This is a genomic window from Streptomyces sp. NBC_00461, from assembly GCF_036013935.1.
GTDB lineage: Bacteria > Actinomycetota > Actinomycetes > Streptomycetales > Streptomycetaceae > Streptomyces.
The window spans coordinates 3761324-3784325 of sequence record NZ_CP107902.1 but is presented as its reverse complement, the minus strand read 5'-3'; the positions used below and the strand labels follow the sequence as shown (position 1 = coordinate 3784325).

The following is a 23002-nucleotide window of genomic DNA, read 5'->3' as shown; positions in this document are numbered from 1 at the left end:
CACTTTCGCAACGCTGTTGCCAAAGTGCAAGCGCGGGGGACAATGGCGGCGTGGAGGACAGGATGAGTGGGGCGGCAGGTTCAGTGGGAGTGACCGGAGCGACCGGAGTGACCGAGGTGGCTGGGGTGACCGGCGGGGTGGCCGGTGCGTCCTGGCCTGTCGGCGCGAATCTGCCGGCGCTGCGCAGCCACAACATGGCGCTCGTGCTCGACCTGCTGCGCACGGCCGGTGCGGACGGGATCAGCCGGCTCGAACTCGCCGAGCGGACCGGGCTGACCCCGCAGGCCGTCAGCAAGATCACCGCCCGGCTGCGGGCCGACGGGCTCGCTGCGGAGGCAGGCCGCCGCGCCTCGACCGGCGGCAAGCCCCGTACGGTCCTGCGGCTGGTGCCCGAGGCGGGGTGCGCGGTCGGGCTGCATCTGGACCGGGACGAACTACGGGCGGTGCTGGTCGATCTCACGGGTGCCGTGGTGGGGGAGCGGCGTACCTCGCTGGACCTGGGGGCGGGGCCGGAGGCCGTGGTGGCGGCGGTCGCGGGAGAGACGGACGCGCTGGTGGGCGCGGTGCCGGGCGGCCTGGGCGCCGGGTCCCTCCTCGGTGCCGGTGTCGCCCTGCCCGGTCCGCTCGACCACGCCCGCGGTGTTCTGCACCGGGTGACGGGATTCCCCGAGTGGGACGGCTTCCCGCTGCGGGACGCGCTCGCGCGGCGGCTCGGGGTGCCGGTCGTCGTGGACAAGGACACCAACGCGGCCGCGCTCCGGCTGGCCGTCGAGGGCGAGGGAGGGTCCTTCGCCTATCTGTATCTCGGTACGGGACTCGGTGCCGGGCTCGTCCTCGGCGGGACCGTGCACCGGGGCGCCCGCACCGGCGCCGGTGAGTTCGGGCACCAGGTCGTCCAGCTGGACGGACCGCTGTGCGGTTGCGGCAATCGCGGCTGCGTCGAGGCGCTGTGTCTGACCGCGGTGGCAAGCGGCCGGGTCGACGAGGCGGCACGCGTGCTCGGCACCGCGGCCGGCAACCTGGTCGCCCTGCTCGACATCGACCTCGTCCTCCTCGGCGGTCGCACCATCACCGCCGCCCCGGAGGTCTTCGTACGGGGGGTGGGCACCGTCCTCGACGAGCGTGCCCGGCGGGTGGGCGAGCCGGCGGTGTCGGTGCGGGTTGCCGCGGGTGGGGTCGCCGAGGGCGCGGCGCAGCTGGTGTTGGCACCGCTGTTCGGGCGGGCCGATGGCTGAGGCGGCGGGCGGGCGGGCGGATTGGTGCAGGCGGGCCGATGGCTGTGCGGCTGACGGCCGACGGCTGACGGCTGAGGCGGCGGACGTGGGCGTGGGTGCGCTGATCGAGGGGTCTTGTGGGGTCGTGCGGAGCGGCGCCGTATCGCGGCCGTCCCCACCCGGCACAGTCACATGTTCATGCGACTCTGCACGCCCGTCTCCCTCTGCCTGGCAGCAGCCGCCCTTGTCTCCGTGGCGACCCCGGCGCACGCGGCCCCCGGTCCCGCCTGCGCCGCTCCGGACGACCGCCGCTTCCCCCTCACCAGTCATATCCACGGTGGCCCGGACGCGTACGAGGCGGGCGGCGGTTATGGCACCTGGTACCTGGATGTCACCAACACCACCCGCCGGACCTGCGGAGACATCCACCCGGTCGTCGTACTCGTCGACGACAAGCGCGCACTGAAGCCCGCCCAGCCCCGCCTGGAGTTCTACGACGACGGCGGCCACCCGCACCCCGTCCGCTTCGAGGCCACCGACGAGGAGGAGCTCGTCGGCGCCTTCGACGACGGCTCCCCCGGCCTCACCGTCGGCCCCGGAAAGACCGTCACCGTGAAGGTCCGGCTCGCCCTGACCGCGGACGCCGTGCCCAACAAGGTCACCGTCAACGCCGCCGTCATCCAGCGGCACAAGGACGACGGCGACTGGGTCGGGCAGTCCAACGACTACCCCTTCCGCATCCAGGACGACCCCACAGAGGCCCCGTCCGAGAGCCCCGCCTCCAGCACCTCCAGCACCTCCAGCACCTCCAGCACCTCCAGCACCTCCGGCATCTCCGGGACCTCCAGTGCCTCTCCCGCCACCTCCGGTTCCGCCACCCCCTCACCCGACCGCGTCCCGGGCCTCCCCTTCGCCGACGAGCTGGCCAGCACCGGCCTCGGCACCGCGGGCGGACTCCTCGCCGCCGCGGCCGTCCTCCTCGTCACCGTCGGCGCCGTACTCCTGGCCCTCAGGCCACGGGTGCGGCGGCGGCGCTGACGGCCCGGGTTCGAGGCCGTACCCGGCGTGGCGTGGCGTCTGCGACGATCCCTCCCGTGGACTACCCGAACGACCAGGCCCCCGGCGCCCCCGTCCGCTCCGGCATCCCGGAACACGGCCGCATCCCGAAGTACTACGCGGTGAAGGCGCGCATCGACCGCCTCGTCGGTGAGCTGGGGGAGGGCGGCGCCATCCCCACCGAGCGCGACCTGTCGGAGGAGTACGGGGTCGCGCGGGAGACCGTACGACAGGCGCTGCGCGAGCTGGTGCTGGAGGGCAAGCTGCGCCGGCAGGGACGCGGCACCGTCGTCGCGGGCCCCAAGCTCGAACAGCCCCTCTCCCTCGCCAGCTACACCGAGGGCGTACGGCGGCAGGGTCGCACCCCCGGCCGCAGCCTCGTCACCCTCGACCGCTTCCCCTGCCCGGACGCGCTCGCCGCCGAGACCGGCCTCGAACGCGGCGAACCCGTCTGGCACCTGGAGCGCGTGCTGCTCGCGGACGACGAGCGGATCGGCCTGGAGAGCACCTACGTCGCCGCGTCCCGCGTCCCGCGCCTCGACACCGACTTCGCGCCCGACTCCTCCTTCTACGGCTACCTCCTCGACCGCGGCATCGCCTTCGGGGACGCCGACGAGCGGATCGAGACGGTGCTTGCCACGCCCCGCGAGGCCCTGCTCGTCGGGACCCCGCCGGCCCTTCCGATGCTGCTGATCCACCGGATCTCGCGGGACACCGAGGGGCAGCCGCTGGAGCGGGTGCGGACGCTGTACCGCGGGGACCGGTTCTCGTTCACCGCGCACCTCCAAGGCTGAGTCGCGCTCCCTGTCACCACCTCCCCGTCGCATCACAAAAGCATAACGGGTCTAGCCCAGGGCCGTACGGTCGTGCTGACCACCGGCTTCGCGCGCACCACACAGGACGCGATCCTGGCCGCGCTCGGCTGGCAGGACCTGGTGCCCCTGACGCTGTGCCCCGCCGACGCCGGGGGTCGCGGACGCCCGTACCCCGACATGGTGCTGACCGCGTTCCTGCGTACGGCGGCCGCGGACGGCGTACGGCAGATCGCCGTCGTGGGCGACACCTCGTACGACATGCTCAGCGGTGTCCGCGCGGGCGCCGGTGTGGTCGCCGGGGTCCGCACCGGGGCGCACGACGCCGACACGCTGCGGGTGGCCGGGGCGACCCATGTGCTCGACTCCGTCGGCCGGTTGCCGGGACTGCTCGCGCCCTGACCAGGCTGATGGACGGCGTGTCACTCTTCGAACCGCACTGGACCGAGATCGCCTGAAACAGTCAGAGTTACGTTGAGGAATGGAAGTCTGCGACCGACAGCTGATCGTTAGGCTGGGGCCACGCAGTACCGCGTACGGCAGGAGATCCCGCACATGGCAGACCGCAGGCCCATCGAGTCGTGGCTCACCGACATGGACGGTGTGCTCATCCACGAGGGCGTTCCGATCCCCGGCGCCGACGCCTTCCTGAAGAAGCTCCGCGAGTCCGGCAAGCCCTTCCTGGTCCTCACCAACAACTCGATCTACACCCCGCGCGACCTGCACGCCCGGCTGCGGCGCATGGGCCTGGACGTGCCGGTCGAGTCCATCTGGACCTCGGCGCTCGCCACCGCCCAGTTCCTGGACGACCAGCGGCCGTGCGGGTCGGCGTACGTCATCGGTGAGGCGGGGCTCACCACCGCACTGCACGACATCGGGTACATCCTCACCGACCAGGAGCCCGACTACGTCGTCCTCGGCGAGACGCGGACGTATTCCTTCGAGGCCATGACCAAGGCGGTACGGCTGATCAACGCCGGCGCCCGCTTCATCTGCACCAACCCGGACGAGACCGGCCCCTCCGCCGAGGGCGCGCTGCCCGCGACCGGCGCGGTGGCCGCGCTGATCACCAAGGCGACCGGCAAGCAGCCGTACTTCGCCGGCAAGCCCAACCCGCTGATGATGCGCACCGGGCTCAACGCGATCGGCGCCCACTCCGAGACCAGCGCGATGATCGGCGACCGCATGGACACCGACGTGCTGGCCGGCATGGAGGCCGGGATGCAGACGTTCCTGGTGCTCACCGGGCTGACCCGGCCCGAGCAGGTCGAGGACTTCCCGTACCGGCCGTCCCAGGTCGTCGACTCGATCGCGGATCTGGTCGACCGGATCTGACCTGGTCAGGGCGGTTCCGAAACCCTTCGTAACCCGTTTGGAGCAGTGCGGCGCCGCTGAGGATGCGGGGCCCGGGCCCGAGGGGGAGCCTCCAGGTATCTGGAGGTTCACGATGGGCTCACTACGTCTCACTCTCTGCACAGGGCTCCTGGCCGCCTGCGCCCTCACGCCGACGGCGCACGCGGCGGACGGAGCGGACGGGGGCGGAGCGGGCCTCTCGGTGACCCCGTCGGCCCCCGCTCCCGGCGCCGACCTCGCGCTCCGGGTGACCGGCTGCGCCGAAAGGACGGCCACCGCCCACTCCACGGCGTTCGTCGCGGACGCCCGGCTCGCGGGCACCGAGGGCACCCTCGCCGGGGACACCCGGGTCCGTGCCTCGGCCGAGCCCGGCCCGTACGACGTGAACATCACGTGCGGCAGCTTCCTGGTCAAGAGCAGGATCACCGTCGTATCGCAGTCGCAGTCGCAGTCGGAGCCCGAGTCCCAGGGGCAGGCGCAGTCGCAGCCGGAGGCCGAGTCGCTGTCCGACGACTCTTCCGCCGTCCCGGCAGCGCCCCTCGCCCCGGTTTCGCCCGCCGCCCCGGCATCCCCCGTCGCCCCCGTTCACGCGGGCGGTGGCGGCACCGCGCACTTCGCCACCGTGGACGTGAGTGCGGCCGGACCCGGCACCGGGCAGGCCGTCACCGGACTCGTCCTCGCGGGCGTCGCCGCGGCCGCCGTGGCGCTTCTGAGCGCGCGCCGGAGCCGCGGGACGGATTGAGCCGATGTCCGAGCACGCCGACCACGAGCGTTCCTCCGGCTCTGCCCGCGTGCTGATGGGTACGGCCTGGGCGGTGCTGCTGCTCGGGCTGTGGCTGTGGGGGCGGCAGGTGACCGACATACGGCAGGGCGCCGCCACCGCGCCCGGCGCCGGCGACCTGGCCTCGGTCGGACGGCCGCCGGATGCGGAACTTCCGCCCGCGGCCCGCCCGTTGGGCGACGCGCTGCCGCAGCGCATCGACATTCCCGACCTGGGCGTCCAGGCGCCCGTGGTGGCCCGTGGCCTGGACCGGCAGGGCGCGATCGACCCGCCGCCCTACGACCAGGCGGGCGTCGTCGGCTGGTACGCGGCCGGGGCCAGACCGGGGGCCGCCGGGGCCGCGCTGATGGTGGGGCACGTCGACACCGAGACCCGGCCCGCCGTCTTCTACAAACTGAGCACCATACGGCCCGGCGAGAGCGTCCGCGTCGTCCGCGACGACGGCAAGGTCGCCGAGTTCACCGTCGACGACGTACAGGTGCAGGACCGCGACCGCTTCGACGCCCGACAGGCCTACGGGCAACGCCGGTCGGGGCGCGCCGAACTGCGGCTGATTACCTGCGGCGGCACCTTCGACCGGGTCAGCCGCAGCTACACGGCGAACGTGATCGTCTCGGCCTACCTCACCGGTACCGGCCTGTGAACCCGTCACCACCGGGCCGCCCGTACCGGGCCCGGTCGGCGGCCTGCTCCCCCCGAAGCCGCCGACCGGGCTGGTCCTCAACCGCGGGCGCACGGGCTGCGGGAGTAACCCGGCGACCGGCGCGGGAGGTTCAGGGGGCCACAGAGACAAGAAGCGGCCGGGGACTCGGGCCGTCTGGGACGACTCTAGAACGGATGAGCGCCAGAGCCTAGGGGCTGAATGACGCCAGGTTCCGCTCCGGTGGCTCTCCGTCATACCCACTGGTGATTCAGGGCTGTACGACGCCCTCCGGACGGCCATGGTGCTCCCGGGGCCGGCCTCCCGGTGCTTGACGGCGCAGCTCGGTGCCGCCCGCCCCCGCTCGATCACCAAGGGCTGTAACAGCTCGCCGACAAGGTTCGGGCGATCTCGTGGGCGCCACGAGGCGTATGTCAGGATTGAGCCTCGGACCAGTGCACCCAAGGGGGAGTTGGATGTACGGCATGAGGGGGGCCGGGATGAGGGCTTCCGCGGCGGTGCTGGGGGCGGCACTTCTCGTCGCGGGATGTTCCTCCGGGGGCGACGGCGACAAGAACGACGACGCCGGCGCGAAGATCACCCAGCAGCCCAAGGAGAGCGACCCGTTCTGGGTCAACCCGGACGGCAACGCGGCACACCAGGTCGCCGGATACGACAAGTCCGGCAAGGGCGACGACGCCGAGCAGATCCGCAAGATCGCCGAGCAGCCGACCGGTGAGTGGATCGGCCCGGAGAACCCCGAGCAGGAGGCGCAGGGCTTCACCGAGGCCGCCGACAAGGCGGGCCGCACCGCCCTGCTCGTCCTCTACAACATCCCGCACCGCGACTGCGGCCAGTACTCGCAGGGTGGCGCGGCCGACGGCGACGCGTACCGCACCTGGATCGACGGCGTCGCTGCGGGCATCGGGGACCGCGCGGCCACGGTGATCCTCGAACCGGACGCCATCCTGCACCTGGTGGACGGCTGCACCCAGGACGAGTTCCACGAGGAGCGCTACGACCTCCTCAAGGGCGCCGTCACCAAGCTCAAGTCCCTGAAGAACACCAAGGTCTACCTGGACGCGGGCAACGCCGGCTGGGGCCACCCCGACCAGATCTTCCAGCCCCTCCAACTGGCGGGCATCGACCGGGCGGACGGCTTCGCGGTCAACGTCTCCAACTTCTACTCGACCAAGGACTCCATCGCGTACGGCAAGCAGCTGTCCGCGAAGGTCGGCAACAAGCACTTCGTCATCGACACCAGCCGCAACGGCAACGGCCCCTACACGGGCGGCGACGAGGGCGAACGCTGGTGCAACCCGCCCGGCCGGGCCCTGGGGGAGAGCCCGACGACAAAGACGGCCGACCCCTTGGTGGACGCGTACCTCTGGGTCAAGCGCCCGGGAGAGTCGGACGGCACCTGCAAGGGCGGCCCCAAGGCGGGCGACTGGTGGCCGGCCTACGCACTGAAACTAGCCAAGGCGTCAACGCCCTGAGAGGGGCGCGGGGCGGCGGAGCTGCGTCAACACGCGGCTCCGCCGCCCGGGCGCGACCAGCCCCAACGCACCCGCACTCGACATCCTGAGGGGCGCGGGACTGTGTCAATATGCGGCTCCGCCGCGTGGGCGCGACCAGCCCCAACGCACCCGCACCCGACCGCGCCCACTTACCCGCACCCGCACCCGCACCCGACCGCGCCCACATCCCCGCACCCGCACCCCACCACGCACCCAGCGGCAGCGCTAAGGCACCTTCACCCACTGTGCCTTGCTCGGCGTCCCCTGATCGTCATCCGCGAACAGCATGTACCACCCCGACTGCACCAGGTTCTTGTTCTTCGGCACCGTCACAGTGATCTTGCTCCCGGACGTCGTGAAGTCCAGTGCGATCGACCGCTGATCCACATCCGTGACGTGGGTCGACGCACTGGGCCGGATCAGCCGCATCTTCTTGATGGCGGAGGCCTGCGGTGACGTGAACGTCCCCGACCCGCCCCGCGCGATCGTCTGCGGCCCGCCCGACAGCGACGGCCGCGAATCCCGGTACAGATAGGGCGGCGTGTAGATCTCGATCCGCTGCTCGAACTTCCCCGGCTCGGTGTTCGCCTTGTCGCCGTACAGCGAGTCGGATCCGAAGAACATCACCCGGCCGTCCGGCAGCAGGATCGACCCCGAGTGGTAGTTGCGCCCCACTTCGGGATCGGCGACCTTCTCGAACGAGTTGGTGTCCGGGTTGTACAGCCGCGCCTGCAGGATGTTGGAGTCACCGCGCCCGCGATAGTCCTCGGAGCCGCCCGACACCAGCACCGAGTCGTCCGGCAGGATCGACGACTGCGGATAACGCGTCCCCTTCTCCAGCGTCGGCCCGTCCGTGAACTTCGGGTTCTTGTCCTTGAGGTCGATCAGCCGCGTCTTGTTGCTGGTCGCCGCGGATTCACCGACCCCGCCACCGCCGATCACCATGAACTTCTCGTTCTGCGCGGGCGGCAGCAGCACCGTCCCCGACGTCTCCATCTCATTGGCGTCGCTGAGCCCGGGCAGCTTGCTGAACTTGTTGGTGTCGACGTCCCAAATACCCGGAATACGGCCGACGTTGTCCGGCCCGTAACCCGCGTTCGAACCCGAGTAGAAGATCTTCCCGTTCTGCATCAGGAACAGCGCCGGGTACGTCGGGAACTGGCGGATCGTCGACGTGTACGTCCACTTCTTGGTCTTCGGGTCGAAGACCTCGTTCTTGCCCGGCACCAGCTGCCCGATGTCGTCGAGGCCGGAGACGCTGAGGATCTTGCCGTCGCTCAGGGTGGTGAGCGTCGGATACCAGCGGGCCTCGTTCATCGGGTCGACCTTGATGTACCTCTCGGCGACCGGGTCGAACTCGAAGGCGTCCCGGATTCCCTGGAAGTCCTTCTTGTCGAGGGCGAGCTTCTGCGCGATGCCGTACGTGTTGCGCGCGTCGGTGCCGGTCAGGCCCTGGATGCGGTAGTTGTCCTGGGTCCCCGTCTCGTACTTGGTGCCGCTCTTCTTCGCCTCGACGTAAATGCGGCCGAGCCCCGGGTCGTTGCGCAGGAACTTCCCCGTCGTCTTGTCGAAGACCTTCTTCGCGCGCGGGACGAGAACCGGGTCCTTCGACACGAACGTCTTGCCGTTCTCCTTGCCCGTGAACTTCGTCCCCGCGGGCAGAGTGATCGGCTTGTCCGGGTTCTCGTTGTGGACCACCATCAGGCCGCCGGCCTTGGTGACGTCGCCCTTCAGCTTCTCGTACCGCTTGGTGCCGCCCGCGATCAGCAGATTGCCGTTGGCGAGCTGCGTGTGGCCGGTGCAGAACAGGTCCTTCGGGGTCGGCACCTTCTTGATCGTGCCCTTCACCGGGTCCCAGATCCGGGTGTCGAACCTCTTCGCGTCGAAGTTGTCCTGGTTGTTGCCCGAACCGGCGATCAGCAGCACCTTGCCGGTGCGCAGAAGCGCCGCGTGAATGGTGTCCTGGCGGTATTCCTTCGGGAACTCGACGATGTCCCAGTGCCCGTTGTCCGCTTTGTACTCGGGTCTGTTGATCTGGTACTCGTGGTATTTCTCTGTCCCGACCCGGTAGAGCCAAGGCCCGTTCATCCCGGCCAGCGCGAGTACCACCGCCGTACCGATCGCGAGTCGACGGGCGCGGCGGTGGCCTGCACGGTCGTTCATTCCTTACGTCCCCCAAATCCACCCAGGGCGATCTGCATCGTCTGGTCGTTACCTGCGCTCGGGTCCCCGCTCTGGGCTGTGCCCCCGCTCGCCGCGGCCCAGCTGGGCTTGTGCCCCGAGCCGTGCGGCGAGTGCGGCGCGGCCTGTGCCGGCAGCGGCTGCGGCTGGTACGCCGTCCCGGGCGCCGCCGGGTTCTGCGGCTCCGATGCGGCCGGCGCGGGTGGCCTCTTCTTCGCCTGCCGCAGCGAGTACCGCCAGGCGAAGATCGGCGACGCGGTGATCAGCAGGGCGAACGTGGCCCAGATGAGCATCGCCGGGTGCGAGTGCCCGAGTGTGATGCCGGCGGCGATCGAGCCGGCGAAGACCAGGATGAAGAACAGGTGGATGCGGAAGGTTCCGAACAGTGTGTCCGGGCTGGCCGAGTCGCCCTTGGGCGTGACCACGAACTTGCTCTTGCGGCGCAGCACGGTGTCCATCAGCGAGCGCGCGTAGATCGGCGCCGACAGGGCGGACATCACCATGCCCGCCACACCGCCCGAACCCTCCGGCTCGTGCGGCGAGACGTTGTGCCGGCGGTTCCAGATGTACAGGCCGATCTGCAGCGCGGAGGCGTTGCCGTACAGCATCAGCCAGACCGTCGGGTCGATGTTCACACCCGAGGCGCCCAGGCCCAGGAACAGCGCACAACTCAGCGCCGCCAGGATCCAGTTGAGGGCCGACATCGGGTAGAAGATGATCATCATCGTGTAGTTGAAGAGCTTGCCCGGAGGCAGCGAGAACCAGCCCTTCCAGTACTGCTTCAGGATCGTCTCGTACGTCCCCCGCGACCATCGCAGCTGCTGGGTGAAGAAGTCCGTCCAGGCGCCCGGGCCCTCACCCACGGCCAGTACGTCCGGTGTGTACACCGAGCGCCACTTCTTCCCCGTCGCCGGGTTCCGGTGCCGGTGGATCTCGAAACCGGTGGCCATGTCCTCGGTGATCGAGTCGTACAGGCCGCCGATCTGTTTCAGCGCACTGATCCGTACGGCGTTCGACGTACCGACGAACATCGGGGAGCCGTAGCGGTTGCCCGCACGCTGGATGAGCGCGTGGAAGAGGAACTGCTGGGACTCGGCGGCCTTGGTGATCGGGTTGTCGTAGTTGCCGTAGACCTGCGGGCCGATGACGAAGCCGACGTCCGGGTCGCGGAAGAAGCCGAGCATCCGCTCCAGGTAGTTGGGCAGCGGCACGTGGTCGGTGTCGACGGAGGCGAAGAAGTCGTAGTCGTCGCCGTGGGCGTCCAGCCAGGCGTTGTAGTTGCCGTGCTTGGTCTTGGCGCGGTGCGGGCCCTTGGGCCGGTTCCACTTCTCGACGCCCTTGCGGGAGAAGTGGTGCACGCCCAGGCGCGCGCAGACCGCCTTCACCTCCGCGTCGTCGCCCTCGTCAAGGAGCCAGATGTGCAGCAGCCCCCGGTGGCGCAGCCGTATGGCCGCCTCCAGGGTCTTCGTCACCATCTCCAGGGGTTCCTTGCCGGGCACGTACGTCGTGATGAACGCGACTCTCGTGCCGGTCTCGGGCACCACCGGGATCGGGTCGCGGGCGACCAGCGTGGCGTGCGCGTTGGACAGCACGTTCATGCAGCGGAAGAACTCGATCAGACCGATCGAGACGAGCATCACGACGTCCAGCGCCGGCAGGAAGTCGAAGGCGGGGTACTCGCGTTCGGTCCAGTGCTCGGGCTGCAGCAGCCAGCCGAGCAGGACCAGCGACAGCAGCGGAGCGGCGCCCAGCATCAGGGCGGCGCGCAGGCGGTGCGGCTCCTGCGAGAGCAGCGAGCGGTACTGCACCTTGTACGGCTTGTTCGGGTCGGGCTGGGTGAGGGGACCGGCCAGCCGGCTGTAGTGCTCGTAGTCGTATCTCGGCAGGTTCTTCTTGATCCGGCGGAACTGGCCCGTCTGGCTGTTCCGGTGGGACGGCACTCTGAGTTGGGTCGTTTCTGACGAGTCGAAGTTGTGCCGGGCGCCCGTCGGCGTCGACGTCATGAGTCATTCCCCCCACACGCGAGGCCACCCGCGTGTTGTGTCGGTTCCTTCCGCCCGTGTCGAGCCCCCTCGACTCTTCACAGACGTATCACTGGTGGGCCGCAGTCACCACAGCTCGCACACGCATAGACATGGAACCGCGACCTTCCGGTTGCATGATGCCCCCCTCGGCATCGTCCCGTGAACGGGGCCCCCTATCCCCACAGAACCGGCAACCGCTTACTTGACCCCCAACTGCCGCGTATCCGCAGCATCTTGGAAAACAGGGTTCTACGGCGTTCATCATGATCGCAAGATGCGAAACGCGGTGTTTACCGGTCATACGCGTTCATTGTGGCGCGTGTGGGGGTCCTGTGGATGCGTTGTGGACAGCCGTACGCGAAGGTTGTCGAAGTGCTCCCTTATGGCCACCTCCGCCCTGGCCGAGTCGCCCGACCGCACCGCGTCGAGGATGTCCCGGTGCTGCCGGCAGGTGACCTGGTGGTCCGGCGATGCGCCTCCCAGGTCCGTCTGTACACGGTGGAACGCGTCCCAGAACGCCTCCAGGACCTCGCCTAGCAGCACGTTGTCCAGCCCCCGGTACAGGGTGGCGTGAAAGGCGCGGTCGGTGTCCGCGAGACCGGCGCCTCCTTGCGCGGCCTGCTGTTCCATACGGGTCACGAGCGTGTCGAGTTCAACGAGGTCCGCATCCGGGATCCGCCCCGCGAGCCGGGAGACGAGCCCCGTCTCCACCGCCTCGCGCAGCTCCAGCAGCTGCAGGAGGGAGTCCTCTCCCCGGTAGTGCCCGGCGACCGTGCGGAAGGCGAGGCCCTCGATCATCGGGGCCAGCGACATCGGGCCGACGTACGTCCCGAAGCCGTGCCGGATCTCCACGATGCCCATCGCCTGCAGCGCCTTCAGCGCCTCGCGCACCGAGTTCCGGCTCGCGCCCAGGAACTCCATCAGCTCGGGCTCGGTCGGCAGCGGGGCCCCGGAGGGCAGTCTGCGGTCGATGATGAGCTTCTTGATCCGCTCCTGGAGGTCACGCGCTGCCATGGCCAGAGAGTATCCGGCCAAACAGGGGTAAGGGCCTCGCTTGCACGAGAGGCCTCGCCCGCCGACGCCGTCGCGCTGCGCCTTCGGAAACGACGATGGCGAGGTGGTCCGCACTCTCTGCGAACCGCCTCGCCATCACCATCGTGCGCCGCCAGGGACTCGAACCCCGGACCCGCTGATTAAGAGTCAGCTGCTCTAACCAACTGAGCTAGCGGCGCGCGCTGACGTCGTAACTCTACCGGACGCCCAGGGGTGCCTTCGACCACACGGTGCCCGGTGCCAGGCACCGGTCCCGGGCGGTCCTTGTACATCATTCGGACCGTCAACATGCGCGTCGGGAAGACGGTTGGGAAACTGATCAACGTGGACAGGCGCGGTCTTTTTCATCTGGAGTGTGAGGGGAATCGCATGGCGACTCCGGTATTCGAGGAATTCGATCCGGCGGGCGACTGCGACTGCCCCGGGTGCGCGCACTGGCGCCGCGTCCTGCCGTATTCGGGCACCGGCCGCCATCCGGCCGCCCACACCCACTCCCGGCTTCGGCCGGGCGGGGGCACCCCGATGGCCGTGATCGTGGCGGCGGCCACCTCCGCGGCTCTTGGCGCGGCCTGTGCGGCGCCGGCGTTCGCGGCCCCGCACGCTCCGCCCAGCCCAGGTGTTCCCGCAGGTGAGGGGCCTGGTACCCCGCAGGGCCACAAGGCCCCGCTGCACGGCGGGAGGGGTGGGCCGACCAAGTTCGCGGGTGCGCTCAGGGCGCCCGCGACCACCCGCGCGGAGATCATCAACCGGGCCAGGAAATGGGTCGACGCGGAGGTGCCGTACAGCATGAGCCTGTACTGGTCCGATGGTTACCGGCAGGACTGCTCGGGCTATGTCTCGATGGCCTGGGGCCTGCCCGGGAACGAATGGACGGGCAGCCTCGGCCAGTACGCGCAGCAGATCACCAAGGAGGAACTGCAGCCCGGCGACATTCTGCTGTTCCACAATCCCGAGAACCCGGAGAAAGGCTCGCACGTCGTCATTTTCGGCGGCTGGACGGACTACACGCACGCCTCGTACATCGCCTATGAGCAGACGCCCCCGCACACCCGCCGGCAGGCCACCCCGTACGCCTACTGGAGCTACTCGGACCGCTATATCCCCTACCGGTACAAGGGGCTCGCGGCGGACCCGCCGGGGGCGGCCCAGCCGAGCACGCCCGCCGATCCGAAACCCGCGACGCCCTACCCGGGAGCGGCGTACTTCGGCCCCGGTGCGAACAACAAGTACGTCACCCAGCTCGGGCAGCTGCTCATCGAGCGGGGTGCCCGGCGCTTCTACCCGTCGGGCCCCGCGCCGCGGTGGTCGGACGCGGACCGGCTGGCCACCCAGGCCTTCCAGCAGGCCCAGGGCTGGCAGGGCCAGGACGCGGACGGGCTGCCGGGGCCGCGGACCTGGGAACTGCTGGTCTCCGGCAAGGGCAAGTCGGTCCCGGCGGACGGGGCGGCCGGTCCGCCCGCGCCCGCGTCCCACGGGGTGCGGGGCTATCCGGGCCGGGCGCTGTTCAGGCCCGGTGCGAACAACGAGTACGTCACCCGGCTGGGCAGGCAGCTGGTGAAGAAGGGGTTCGGCAAGCACTACACGACCGGGCCGGGGCCGCACTGGGGCGAGGCGGACCGGCGCAGCGTCGAGGCCTTCCAGCGCTCCCAGGGGTGGCGCGGTGGCGCGGCGGACGGCTATCCGGGGCCGGAGACCTGGAGGCGCCTCTTCTCCTGAGCGGGTCTGCCCGACCCATCTGTTGTGACTCGACCCACCTGTTGTGACGCATCTGGCGCGGAGGCTGGAGGCACGCATGAGTACGACGACCACTTCACAGACGCCCGAGTCCGAGGGACCGGGCAGACCGGCTCGCCTCATCCAGAACGAGGCGACCACCGAGATCCCCGTCCATCTGCTGTTCCGCGACGACCCGGACCCGGTGTCCGTGCCGCTGCGACCCACCGTCGTCGGCCGCCGGCAGGGGACGGGTGAACAGCCGCGCTTCCGGCGGCCGACCCCGGCGAAGCCGAGGTCCGCACCGCAGGCCGACCCCGACCTGGCCGAGCGGCCCGCCCGGGTGCTGCCCGGGGCGGCGGGCGTGCTCGCCGGTGCCTGCGGGGCGGCCGGGTGCGTGGCCACCTCGTGGTGGGCGGGAGTCCTGCCCCCGCTCGCGGCGGCGGCGCTGCGGCTGCCGGCGTACGCGGGGGCCGGGCTCGGTCCCGCGCAGTGGGCGGCCTACGCGGGCGCCGGCACGCTCGGGATGTTCGGGTTCGGCGGGCTCGCCCGGGGTCGGACCGGACGGGCCTGGGTGCTCGGACTGTTCGGCCGCTACCGGGGGACCGTCCGGCGCACCGGTCTGATGTGGGTCAACCCCCTGCTGCTGCGCCGCCGGGTCGATGTACGGCTGCGGCACTGGCGCAGCGAGCCGATGCCCGCGGCCGACGGCAACGGCGTCGCGCTGCGCGTGGTGGTGCTGGTGGTGTGGCGGGTGCGGGACACCGCGCGGGCGCTGCTGGGCATCGAGGACCACGAGACCTATCTGCGTGAGTGCGTGGAGGCGGCCCTGGCGCGGGTCGCGGTGGAGACGCCCGGCGGGGGACGGGGACCGGTGGAGGCAGCCGATTCCACGGCCGCGGCGCTGACCCGGTTGACGGCGGCGGACGTGGCGCCGGTCGGGATCGAGGTGTTCTCGGTGCAGCCGGTCCGGGTGGAGTACGCCCCCGAGGTCGCCGCCGCGATGCACCGCCGTCGGATCGCCGCGCTGGACGCCCAGCACCGGGCGAGTGTGCTCACGTCGGTCGTGGACTCGGTGGAGGACACGGTGACGCGGCTGACCGTGCGCGGGCTTGTGGAGCTGGACGACTACGAACGCAATGCGCTGGTGAAGGACTTGACGGTGGCGTTCTGCGCGGGGCGGGGAGACCAGGGGCCGTAATCGCTGTCGCTCTCCGATGGCCATGGACCGGTTAAGGACCCAGCTTTTGATATGGACACAGCCAAGTAACGGCAATATTCTGACACTTGGTCTAGACCTGCACGCCTCATGGAACTTCCCCCACGTTCTTCAGGAGCGGCAGCATGCGCAAAAAGACCAAGTGGTACGCCGCCGTGCTCGGACTCACCACGGCGGGAGCCTTCGTGCTCTCCGCCGGCGGTGCGAGCGGCCACGGCTACACCGACCTCCCCATCAGCCGGCAGAAGCTCTGCCAGAACGGCACCGTGACCAACTGCGGCGACATCCAGTGGGAGCCGCAGAGCGTCGAGGGCCCCAAGGGCTTCCCCGCGGCCGGACCGGCCGACGGCTCGTTGTGCTCGGGCGGCAACTCCCGCTTCTCCCAGCTCGACAGCGCGAGGACGCCGTCCGGTGGCGCCTGGCCCACCACGAAGGTGACGGGTGGTCAGAGCTACACGTTCCGCTGGCAGTTCACCGCCATGCACGCCACCACCGACTTCAAGTACTACGTCACCCGGCAGGGCTGGAACCAGAACCACAACCTGGCCCGCTCCGACCTCAACACGACACCGTTCCTGACGGTGCCGTACAACGGACAGCGCCCCCCGGCCACCCTCTCCCACAGCGGCACACTGCCGTCCGGGCTGAGCGGCCACCACGTCATCCTCGCGGTATGGACGATCGCCGACACGGGCAACGCGTTCTACGCCTGCTCGGACGTCACGTTCTGACCCCCGCCGGACAGGGTGCGTGCGCCGGGAGGCTCGGTCCCGGCGCACGCGCCCGAACTCTGAGCCTTACTTGAGCGAACCGGGCGCCGCCTGCGGGTACCTTCCTGTCACCGCCCTACCGATGGGTAGGGCGGTGACCTGAGATCCGGGGGACCCCATGGACGTGCTGTTCTACCTCGTGCCCTGCTTGATCATGGCCTTGGTCCTCTTCGGCGCGTACCGCGTGCTGCGCCGTTCGCTGCAGATCCGCAGCGCCTGGAACAGCGGGCTGACGGCCGAGGCGCGCTGTCTGCGGATGTTCACGACGACGCACGGCGGCGGCCATGACACGTCGGTGAGCACCACGCTGCACCACGTCTTCGAGTTCACCGCGCGCGACGGCCGCCTCGTCCGCTTCGAGGAGGAGAACGGCCCGGCGACGATCCTGGAGGGGGACTTCGTCACCGTCTACTACGCCGAGGGCCGCGAAGTGATCGCCACGGCCAAGGCGCCGCGCCGCGCCGGGCTGGCGGCGTCCACCATCGCCATCCTGACGTTCCTCGGGGTGATCGTCGTGTTCTGCGTCGCTTTCATGGTCACGTTCAGCCAGATGTCCGACGAGTTCGGCTTCGGCGAGGGCACCGACGACACCACCAACACCGTCGTCGTCGACGGCGTCACGATCACCCCCTGACCCTCCACATCTGACGGTCCATCAACTACCGTGCCCCGCCATGGAGTCCGACAGGAGTACGGTCGCTGAACTCGTGGCCCGGCGGTGGGGCGACCACCGTCCGGCCCTGTGGTGCGAGGACCTGGTCCTCACCCATCACGAGGTGGCCGCCGGCGCCGCTGCCAGGGCGGCCCTGTTGACCGACCTGCTGCCGCCCGGCGCCGAGCCGCATGTGGGCGTCCTGCTCGACAACACCCCTGAATACCCCCTGTGGTTGGGAGCCGCGGCGCTGGCGGGAGCGGCGGTCGCCGGCATCAACCCCACCCGCCGGGGCGCGGAGCTGGCCCGCGACATCCTGCACACCGGGTGCCGGACCGTCGTCACCGAGCGCACCCACCTCCCCCTCCTCGCCGGCCTCGAACTCCCCGGCGTACGCCTCCTGGTCACCGACACCGAGGAGTACGCCGCGCTGCTGGCGCCGTATACGACGGCCGAGCCGGACGCCTCCCGCGCCACCCCCGACGACCGTCTGCTGCTGTACTTCACCTCCGGTTCGACCGGCGCCCCGAAGGCCGCGATCTGCACCCAGGGCCGGCTGGCGGCCGCCGGGGCGTCCCTGGTCGGCCAGTTCGGGGTGCGCCGCGACGACGTGCACTACATCTGCATGCCGATGTTCCACGGCAACGCGGTGATCGCCGACTGGGCACCCGCGCTGGCGGCCGGGGCGGGCGTGGCGCTGCGTCGGCGCTTCTCGGCGTCGGGGTTCCTGGCGGACGTACGGAAACACGGGGCGACCTACTTCACGTACGTGGGGCGGGCCGTGCAGTACATCCTGGCCACCGAGGCGCGCGACGACGACCGGGACAACCCGCTGCGGCTCGGTTTCGGCACGGAGGCGGGAGTGGTGGACGCGGCGGCCTTTGAGCGGCGGTTCGGGGTTCGGCTGGTGGAGGGGTACGGGTCCTCGGAGGGCGGGGCCGCCGTGCAGTGGTCGCCGGGGACGCCGCGCGGTGCGGTGGGAAAGGCGGCGCCCGGTCTCGTCGTACTCGATCCGGACACGGGTCAGGACCGCCGGCCGGCCCGCTTCGACGCGGCGGGGCGGCTGCTGAACGGGGACGAGGCGATAGGCGAGCTGGTCAACCGGGGCCCGAACCCCTTCGAGGGGTACTGGCGCAACCCCGAGGCGGAGGCCGAGCGGCGAAGGGACGGCGCCTACTGGACCGGCGACCTCTTCTACCGGGACGCCGACGGCTATCTCTACTTCGCCGGCCGCACCGACGACCGTATCCGCGTCGACAGCGAGAACCTGGCCGCCGCGATGATCGAGAACATCCTCGCCCGGTACGAGGGTGCCGACGCGGTCGCCGTGTACGCGGTGCCGGATCCGGTGACCGGGGACCAGGTGATGGCGACGGTCGCGGGGAGGTTCGACCCGGAGGACTTCGGCACGTTCCTGGCCGCCCAGCCGGACCTGGGCACCAAGATGGCGCCGCGGTTCGTGCGGGTGGTGCGGCGGATGCCGGTGACCGCGACGAACAAGATCCACCGGGCGCTGCTCAGACGGGAGGGGGTCCGGTGCGCGGATCCGGTGTGGTGGCGCCCGCCCGGCGAGCAGGGGTACGCGTACCGGAGGCTGACCCGGGAGGACGTCGAGGGGGCGCCGGCTCCCACGCGAGGCTCGTCCTGAGGGGGTGTGGGTGGCGGAAGTCCCCACAACGACGGCGAAGCCGCGCAAAAACAGCGATGGCGAGGCCGGTTCGCGCTGTCCGCGAACACGCCTCGCCATCGACATCGTGCGCCGCCAGGGACTCGAACCCCGGACCCGCTGATTAAGAGTCAGCTGCTCTAACCAACTGAGCTAGCGGCGCATGACTCTCGCCGACCGCGTGATCTGTGTCTCGCGGGCGGCGACGAAGAAAATACTACCCGGTCTCCAGGGGTGCTCCGGACCAACGGCCGGTGCCGTCCGGAGCGCCCCTGGATCGACTGGATCTGCTAGATCGCCATGGACAGCAGTACCGGCGCCGCGCTCCGGTTCAGTGTGTCCGCGGCCTGGCGGAGACGGTGGGCGTGCTCGACCGGGAGGGAGAGGGCGAGGCAGCCGACCGCGGAGCCGGCGCTGATCGGGACGGCCGCGCAGACCGTGCCGACCGCGTACTCCTGGAGGTCGAGATGGGGCACGGTGGGCGGCTGGGTCTCCAGACGGGACAGCAGAAGCTTGTCGCTGGTGATGGTGCGCGAGGTGAGGCGGGCCAGCTTGTGGCGGGAGAGGTGGTCGCGCCTGCTGTTGTGGTCGAGCTGGCCAAGCAGGCTCTTGCCGATCGCGGTCGCGTGCGCCGAGAAGCGGAAGTCGACCCACTCGTTGACGACCGGGGTGGTGGGCCCGTCGGCGTACTGGGAGATCCTGACCTCGCCGTCGACGTACCGGCTGAGGTACACGGCGGCGCCCACCGAGTCGCGCAGCCGGTCGAGGGTGCGCTGGAGCTTCTCGCGCAGGGCCTGCTCACGGCCCTCGGCGGAGCCGAGTCGGGTGAGGGCGTCGCCCGTGATGTACGCCCCGTCGGTGATCTGCTCGACGTAGCCCTCGCGGCGCAGCATCCTCAGGAGGGTGGTCAGCCGCTCCGGGGTGAGGCCGGTGAGCCGGGCGAGCTCGGTGTCGGTGACTCCGGTGGTGTGCCGCGCCACGGTCTCCAGGACGCGCAGGGCGTCCTGGGCCGAGTGGTACGGCGCGGTCGGCTCGTGCTTCAGCGCCACGGTGTCCCCCTGCGCTCGCTCGGTCGCACTGCTGCTGGCACTACTACTGGGCCGTAATCCGGACAGCGAATCCCTTCCACGATAGCGGTCAAGAGGCTTGTTGTGAGCGGCTGTTGACGAGATTCCGACCCCCGCCCACCGCTCTCAACAGGAGCGCAGGCACGCTGGCATATGCCAGCGGACTGACCCGGCGCCCGGACCTCGAAGGTTGAACCGCGTTCAACTCCTGACGTCAGAGCACCGCGCTGAGAAATTCTCGCGTCCGGTCCTTCTCCGGCTCGCTGAAGATCTTCTCCGGCGGTCCCGACTCGATGACCCGGCCGGAGTCGAACATCAGCACCTGGTCCGAGATGTCCCGGGCGAAGTTCATCTCGTGGGTCACGCAGAGCATCGTGATGTCGGTGGTGCGGGCGATGTCGCGCAGCACGTCGAGGACGCCCGCGACCAGCTCCGGGTCGAGAGCGGAGGTCACCTCGTCCAGGAGCAGCACCTGCGGCCGCATCGCCAGCGCCCTGGCGATCGCCACCCGCTGCTGCTGGCCGCCGGAGAGCTGGGTCGGGCGGGCGTCGCACTTGTCGGCGAGCCCTACCAGGTCCAGCAGCCCGCGCGCCCGCTCCTCCGCCTCGTCCTTGGACAGGCCGAGGACGGTGACCGGGGCCTCAGTGATGTTCCGCAGGACGGTCATGTTCGGGAACAGGTTGAACTGCTGGAACACCATCCCGATGTTCTTGCGGACCTCGCGGATCTGCTTCTCGGGGGCCGGGAAGAGCTGCAGCCCGCCGACGGTGATCGTGCCCTCCTCGGGCTTGGCCAGAGTCATCAGCAGCCGCAGGATCGTCGTCTTGCCGGAGCCGGACGGGCCGATCAGGGTGACGTGCTTGCCGGAGTTCACGGAGAAGTCGAGGTGGTCGAGGACCGTGTTCGACCCGAACCGCTTGGTGACCTGCTCGAACCGGATCAGCTCGCTGCCGTCCACCGGCCGGTTGGTGCTCGCGTCGGGTTCTTTCGTCAATGGGGTGTCAGCGGACAAGGCGTCGCTCCAGGGCTCGTACGAGAAGGGAGGCCGGATAGGCGATGACGATGAAGGCCACACCGATCACCGTCAGGGGCTCGGTGAACTGGAAGTGCTCCTGGGAGAACAGCCGCGCCTCGCCGAGCATCTCCATGACGGTGATCGTCATCAGGATCGGGGTGTCCTTGAGCATCGCGATGACGTAGTTGCCGAGGGCCGGGACGACCCGGCGGATCGCCTGCGGCAGGATCACCGCGGTCCAGGTGTGCCGCACCGGCAGGTTCAGCGCGGTCGCCGCCTCCCACTGGCCGGCGGGGACCGCCTCGATGCCGGCGCGGTAGACCTGCATCGTGTACGTCGAATAGTGCAGTCCGATCGCACAGATGCCCGTGGTCAGTGCCGACCAGGTCAGGCCCCACTCGGGCAGCACGTAGAAGAAGAAGAAAAGCTGCACCAGCAGCGGGGTGTCGCGGATGAACTCCGTGACCACACCGACCGGCCAGCGTACCCAGCGCGACGGCGTGCGCATCAGCAGCGCCCACACCAGCCCGAGCACGAACGAGATCAGCGAGCCGATGGCGAGGATCTGCAGGGTGACCAGCAGACCGTCCCAGAACTTCGGCATGAAGTCGGCGACAGCGCTCCAGTCCCATTTCATCCGAGAGCACCTCCCGCGCCCACGCCGGTCGTCTCAGGACGACGCAGCTCCTGCTCGGGCGTGCGCCCGACCGACTTGCCCAGGCCCGCCTTGAGCTTGCGCTCCAGTCCGCGCATTCCCCGCGTGAGCAGGAAGGCGATGACGAAGTAGATCAGCAGGACGTACGTGTAGATCTCCGCGCTCTGCTGCAGCGCGAGGCGCACCAGGTTGGCGCTGAAGGCCAGGTCGCCCATGCCCATCACGGACACCAGCGCGGTGCCCTTGAGCAGCTCGATCAGCAGGTTGGAGAACGGCGGGATCATCTCCGGCACCGCCTGCGGCAGCAGGATCAGCCGCATCCGCTGCCAGGGTGTGAAGCTGAGGGCGACGCCGCCCTCGCGCTGCGCCGGGTCGACCGAGTTCAGCGCGCCGCGCACGATCTCGGCGCCGTACGCACCGTAGGTCAGTCCGAGCGCGAGCGTGCCCGCCCACAAGGGCACCAGCTGCCAGCCGAACGCGATCGGCAGCACGAAGAACACCCAGAAGATCATGATCAGGGCGGAGGTCCCGCGGAAGACCTCGGTGTAGAAGCCCGCGAGGAAGCGGACGATCCACAACCGGTGGGTGCGGGCCATGCCGACTCCGAAGGCGACCGCCGCGGCCACCAGTCCGCTGAGGACCAGGAGTTGGATGGTGATCCAGATCCCTTTGAGTACGAGTTCCCAGAGTCCTGAGGTCATCCGCCGCAGAGCTCCTTCGCGGTCAGATCGGTCATCTCGGCCTTGGTGAAGCCGAACGGCCGCAGGACGCGGAACAGTTCGCCGCTCTTCTTGAGCTTGCGCAGCTCGACGTTGAAGGCGTCGCGCAGCTTCGTCTCGGTCGGCCGGAAGGCGAAGGCGCCCCCGTCGACATGGGGCTTGCCCTTGACGAGCGGCGCGAACGCCGCGGTCGCCTCGGCCTTGGAGGACTTCTTGACGACTTCCCGGGTGGTGAGCGCCGTACCGGCGAAGACGTCGACGCGTCCGGCCTCGACGGCGTTCAGTCCGGCGACCTGGTCCGGCACGACCAGGATGTCGCTCTCCTTGTACCCCGCCTCGACGGCGTACTGGAGCTCCGCATAGCCGGTCCCCGTCGCGAACTTGGCCTTCTTCGCGACGATGTCCTTGTAGTTGTGCAGACCCTTCGGATTGCCCTTGCGCACGATGAAGGAATCGAGCATCTGGTAGTCCGGGTCGGCGAAGATGACCTGCGCGCACCGCTCGGGATTGACGTACATCCCGGCCGCCACGACGTCGAACTGCTGCGAGTTCAGGCCCGGTATCAGCGAGCCGAACTCCGTGGGCACGGGCTGCACCCGGTCCACGCCGAGCCGTTTGAAGACGACCTTGGCCAATTCCGGTGCCTCGCCGGTCAGATCGCCGTTCTTGTCGATGTAGCCGAACGGGATCTCACCCGCGATGCCCAGCCGTACGACGCCTGACGCCCTGAGCCGGTCGAGGAGATCACCGCCTTTCGTCGTCGACGCGGTGGCCACCCGACTGCATCCCGCGGCGCCCAGCGCACCGAGCGCCGCCACCCCCGCGAGCAGCGATCGGCGGCTGGGTCCGGGTGACCCGGGTGTGTGTCTGTCGTTCCCAAAAGGTGGAGCCATGG

General features: G+C 70.0%; 20 protein-coding genes, 2 tRNA genes and 1 pseudogene. 13 read left to right on the top strand and 10 right to left on the bottom strand.

The genetic code is table 11. From position 1 onward, the window contains the following. Positions 1-62 precede the first annotated feature (62 nt). From OG870_RS17740 to OG870_RS17705, 8 genes and pseudogenes are all read left to right on the top strand, one after another. The gene (locus tag OG870_RS17740; RefSeq protein WP_406349413.1) at positions 63-1235 is read left to right on the top strand and encodes an ROK family transcriptional regulator; all 1173 of its coding nucleotides are present in this window, start codon (positions 63-65) and stop codon (positions 1233-1235) included. Positions 1236-1406: 171 nt separating this feature from the next. Continuing rightward, positions 1407-2252, top strand: a complete 846-nt coding sequence (locus OG870_RS17735; protein WP_266584281.1) for a hypothetical protein — start codon at positions 1407-1409, stop codon at positions 2250-2252. A 56-nt stretch (positions 2253-2308) separates the two neighbouring features. Further along, on the top strand, positions 2309-3064 hold the full coding sequence (locus OG870_RS17730) for a GntR family transcriptional regulator (protein WP_266584283.1): 756 nt from the start codon (positions 2309-2311) through the stop codon (positions 3062-3064). Between the two features lie 51 nt (positions 3065-3115). Continuing rightward, positions 3116-3484: pseudogene (locus tag OG870_RS17725) on the top strand (HAD hydrolase-like protein); the annotation flags it as partial. Positions 3485-3637: 153 nt separating this feature from the next. Continuing rightward, complete coding sequence (locus OG870_RS17720) at positions 3638-4417, top strand: HAD-IIA family hydrolase (RefSeq protein WP_266515062.1); 780 nt, start codon at positions 3638-3640, stop codon at positions 4415-4417. 112 nt (positions 4418-4529) lie between these two features. Beyond that, positions 4530-5177 carry a hypothetical protein gene (locus OG870_RS17715; RefSeq protein WP_266584284.1) on the top strand — a complete coding sequence of 216 codons (648 nt, stop codon included), beginning with the start codon at positions 4530-4532 and terminating at the stop codon, positions 5175-5177. 4 nt (positions 5178-5181) lie between these two features. Further along, on the top strand, positions 5182-5859 hold the full coding sequence (locus OG870_RS17710) for a class F sortase (protein ID WP_266584286.1): 678 nt from the start codon (positions 5182-5184) through the stop codon (positions 5857-5859). Between the two features lie 473 nt (positions 5860-6332). After that, on the top strand, positions 6333-7352 hold the full coding sequence (locus tag OG870_RS17705) for a glycoside hydrolase family 6 protein (RefSeq protein ID WP_266584288.1): 1020 nt from the start codon (positions 6333-6335) through the stop codon (positions 7350-7352). A 246-nt stretch (positions 7353-7598) separates the two neighbouring features. On the opposite strand, the gene OG870_RS17700 is transcribed toward OG870_RS17705, so the two are convergent. The 4 genes from OG870_RS17700 to OG870_RS17685 all read right to left on the bottom strand — a co-directional run bounded on the left by OG870_RS17700 (position 7599) and on the right by OG870_RS17685 (position 12810). Next, positions 7599-9536 (bottom strand): kelch motif-containing protein, encoded by a 1938-nt coding sequence (locus OG870_RS17700; RefSeq protein WP_266515052.1) that lies wholly within the window; start codon positions 9534-9536, stop codon positions 7599-7601. Continuing rightward, complete coding sequence (locus OG870_RS17695; protein WP_266584290.1) at positions 9533-11557, bottom strand: glycosyltransferase family 2 protein; 2025 nt, start codon at positions 11555-11557, stop codon at positions 9533-9535. The genes OG870_RS17700 and OG870_RS17695 overlap by 4 nt, the downstream gene beginning before the upstream one ends. Before the next feature lie 318 nt (positions 11558-11875). Beyond that, complete coding sequence (locus OG870_RS17690; protein ID WP_266584292.1) at positions 11876-12592, bottom strand: FadR/GntR family transcriptional regulator; 717 nt, start codon at positions 12590-12592, stop codon at positions 11876-11878. Between the two features lie 144 nt (positions 12593-12736). Next, positions 12737-12810 (bottom strand) — tRNA-Lys (locus OG870_RS17685). Between the two features lie 190 nt (positions 12811-13000). On the opposite strand from OG870_RS17685, the gene OG870_RS17680 reads away from it, so the two are divergent. From OG870_RS17680 to OG870_RS17660, 5 genes are all read left to right on the top strand, one after another. Further along, positions 13001-14347, top strand: a complete 1347-nt coding sequence (locus OG870_RS17680; RefSeq protein WP_266515043.1) for a peptidoglycan-binding protein — start codon at positions 13001-13003, stop codon at positions 14345-14347. A gap of 76 nt (positions 14348-14423) precedes the next feature. Then, complete coding sequence (locus tag OG870_RS17675; RefSeq protein ID WP_266515040.1) at positions 14424-15545, top strand: SPFH domain-containing protein; 1122 nt, start codon at positions 14424-14426, stop codon at positions 15543-15545. A 143-nt stretch (positions 15546-15688) separates the two neighbouring features. Continuing rightward, on the top strand, positions 15689-16294 hold the full coding sequence (locus tag OG870_RS17670) for a lytic polysaccharide monooxygenase auxiliary activity family 9 protein (protein WP_266515038.1): 606 nt from the start codon (positions 15689-15691) through the stop codon (positions 16292-16294). Between the two features lie 157 nt (positions 16295-16451). Further along, positions 16452-16967 carry a hypothetical protein gene (locus OG870_RS17665; RefSeq protein WP_266515035.1) on the top strand — a complete coding sequence of 172 codons (516 nt, stop codon included), beginning with the start codon at positions 16452-16454 and terminating at the stop codon, positions 16965-16967. Positions 16968-17007: 40 nt separating this feature from the next. Continuing rightward, on the top strand, positions 17008-18633 hold the full coding sequence (locus OG870_RS17660) for an AMP-binding protein (protein WP_266584294.1): 1626 nt from the start codon (positions 17008-17010) through the stop codon (positions 18631-18633). A gap of 107 nt (positions 18634-18740) precedes the next feature. On the opposite strand, the gene OG870_RS17655 is transcribed toward OG870_RS17660, so the two are convergent. The 6 genes from OG870_RS17655 to ehuB form a co-directional block, all read right to left on the bottom strand. Next, positions 18741-18814: transfer RNA gene (locus tag OG870_RS17655), tRNA-Lys, on the bottom strand. Positions 18815-18941: 127 nt separating this feature from the next. Further along, a complete protein-coding gene (locus OG870_RS17650; protein WP_266584296.1) occupies positions 18942-19700 on the bottom strand; it encodes an IclR family transcriptional regulator in 759 nt (252 codons plus the stop codon). A 232-nt stretch (positions 19701-19932) separates the two neighbouring features. Next, positions 19933-20712 (bottom strand): ectoine/hydroxyectoine ABC transporter ATP-binding protein EhuA, encoded by a 780-nt coding sequence (gene ehuA / locus OG870_RS17645; protein WP_266588406.1) that lies wholly within the window; start codon positions 20710-20712, stop codon positions 19933-19935. Between the two features lie 7 nt (positions 20713-20719). Beyond that, the gene (gene ehuD, locus OG870_RS17640; protein ID WP_266515026.1) at positions 20720-21370 is read right to left on the bottom strand and encodes an ectoine/hydroxyectoine ABC transporter permease subunit EhuD; all 651 of its coding nucleotides are present in this window, start codon (positions 21368-21370) and stop codon (positions 20720-20722) included. Further along, the gene (gene ehuC / locus OG870_RS17635; protein WP_266515023.1) at positions 21367-22089 is read right to left on the bottom strand and encodes an ectoine/hydroxyectoine ABC transporter permease subunit EhuC; all 723 of its coding nucleotides are present in this window, start codon (positions 22087-22089) and stop codon (positions 21367-21369) included. The genes ehuD and ehuC overlap by 4 nt, the downstream gene beginning before the upstream one ends. Continuing rightward, positions 22086-23000: an ectoine/hydroxyectoine ABC transporter substrate-binding protein EhuB gene (gene ehuB / locus OG870_RS17630; protein ID WP_266515021.1), complete on the bottom strand. Its 915-nt coding sequence runs from the start codon at positions 22998-23000 to the stop codon at positions 22086-22088. Before ehuB ends, ehuC begins: the two co-directional genes overlap by 4 nt. Positions 23001-23002 lie beyond the last annotated feature (2 nt).

What these genes read in the sequence shown, in the direction of transcription:
- OG870_RS17740 (WP_406349413.1), top strand. Translation starts at nt 63, where the DNA reads ATGAGTGGGGCGGCAGGTTCAGTGGGAGTGACCGGAGCGACCGGAGTG.
- OG870_RS17735 (WP_266584281.1), top strand. Translation starts at nt 1,407, where the DNA reads ATGTTCATGCGACTCTGCACGCCCGTCTCCCTCTGCCTGGCAGCAGCC.
- OG870_RS17720 (WP_266515062.1), top strand. Translation starts at nt 3,638, where the DNA reads ATGGCAGACCGCAGGCCCATCGAGTCGTGGCTCACCGACATGGACGGT.
- OG870_RS17715 (WP_266584284.1), top strand. Translation starts at nt 4,530, where the DNA reads ATGGGCTCACTACGTCTCACTCTCTGCACAGGGCTCCTGGCCGCCTGC.
- OG870_RS17710 (WP_266584286.1), top strand. Translation starts at nt 5,182, where the DNA reads ATGTCCGAGCACGCCGACCACGAGCGTTCCTCCGGCTCTGCCCGCGTG.
- OG870_RS17705 (WP_266584288.1), top strand. Translation starts at nt 6,333, where the DNA reads ATGTACGGCATGAGGGGGGCCGGGATGAGGGCTTCCGCGGCGGTGCTG.
- OG870_RS17700 (WP_266515052.1), bottom strand. Translation starts at nt 9,536, where the DNA reads ATGAACGACCGTGCAGGCCACCGCCGCGCCCGTCGACTCGCGATCGGT.
- OG870_RS17695 (WP_266584290.1), bottom strand. Translation starts at nt 11,557, where the DNA reads ATGACGTCGACGCCGACGGGCGCCCGGCACAACTTCGACTCGTCAGAA.
- OG870_RS17690 (WP_266584292.1), bottom strand. Translation starts at nt 12,592, where the DNA reads ATGGCAGCGCGTGACCTCCAGGAGCGGATCAAGAAGCTCATCATCGAC.
- OG870_RS17680 (WP_266515043.1), top strand. Translation starts at nt 13,001, where the DNA reads ATGGCGACTCCGGTATTCGAGGAATTCGATCCGGCGGGCGACTGCGAC.
- OG870_RS17675 (WP_266515040.1), top strand. Translation starts at nt 14,424, where the DNA reads ATGAGTACGACGACCACTTCACAGACGCCCGAGTCCGAGGGACCGGGC.
- OG870_RS17670 (WP_266515038.1), top strand. Translation starts at nt 15,689, where the DNA reads ATGCGCAAAAAGACCAAGTGGTACGCCGCCGTGCTCGGACTCACCACG.
- OG870_RS17665 (WP_266515035.1), top strand. Translation starts at nt 16,452, where the DNA reads ATGGACGTGCTGTTCTACCTCGTGCCCTGCTTGATCATGGCCTTGGTC.
- OG870_RS17660 (WP_266584294.1), top strand. Translation starts at nt 17,008, where the DNA reads ATGGAGTCCGACAGGAGTACGGTCGCTGAACTCGTGGCCCGGCGGTGG.
- ehuD (WP_266515026.1), bottom strand. Translation starts at nt 21,370, where the DNA reads ATGAAATGGGACTGGAGCGCTGTCGCCGACTTCATGCCGAAGTTCTGG.
- ehuC (WP_266515023.1), bottom strand. Translation starts at nt 22,089, where the DNA reads ATGACCTCAGGACTCTGGGAACTCGTACTCAAAGGGATCTGGATCACC.
- ehuB (WP_266515021.1), bottom strand. Translation starts at nt 23,000, where the DNA reads ATGGCTCCACCTTTTGGGAACGACAGACACACACCCGGGTCACCCGGA.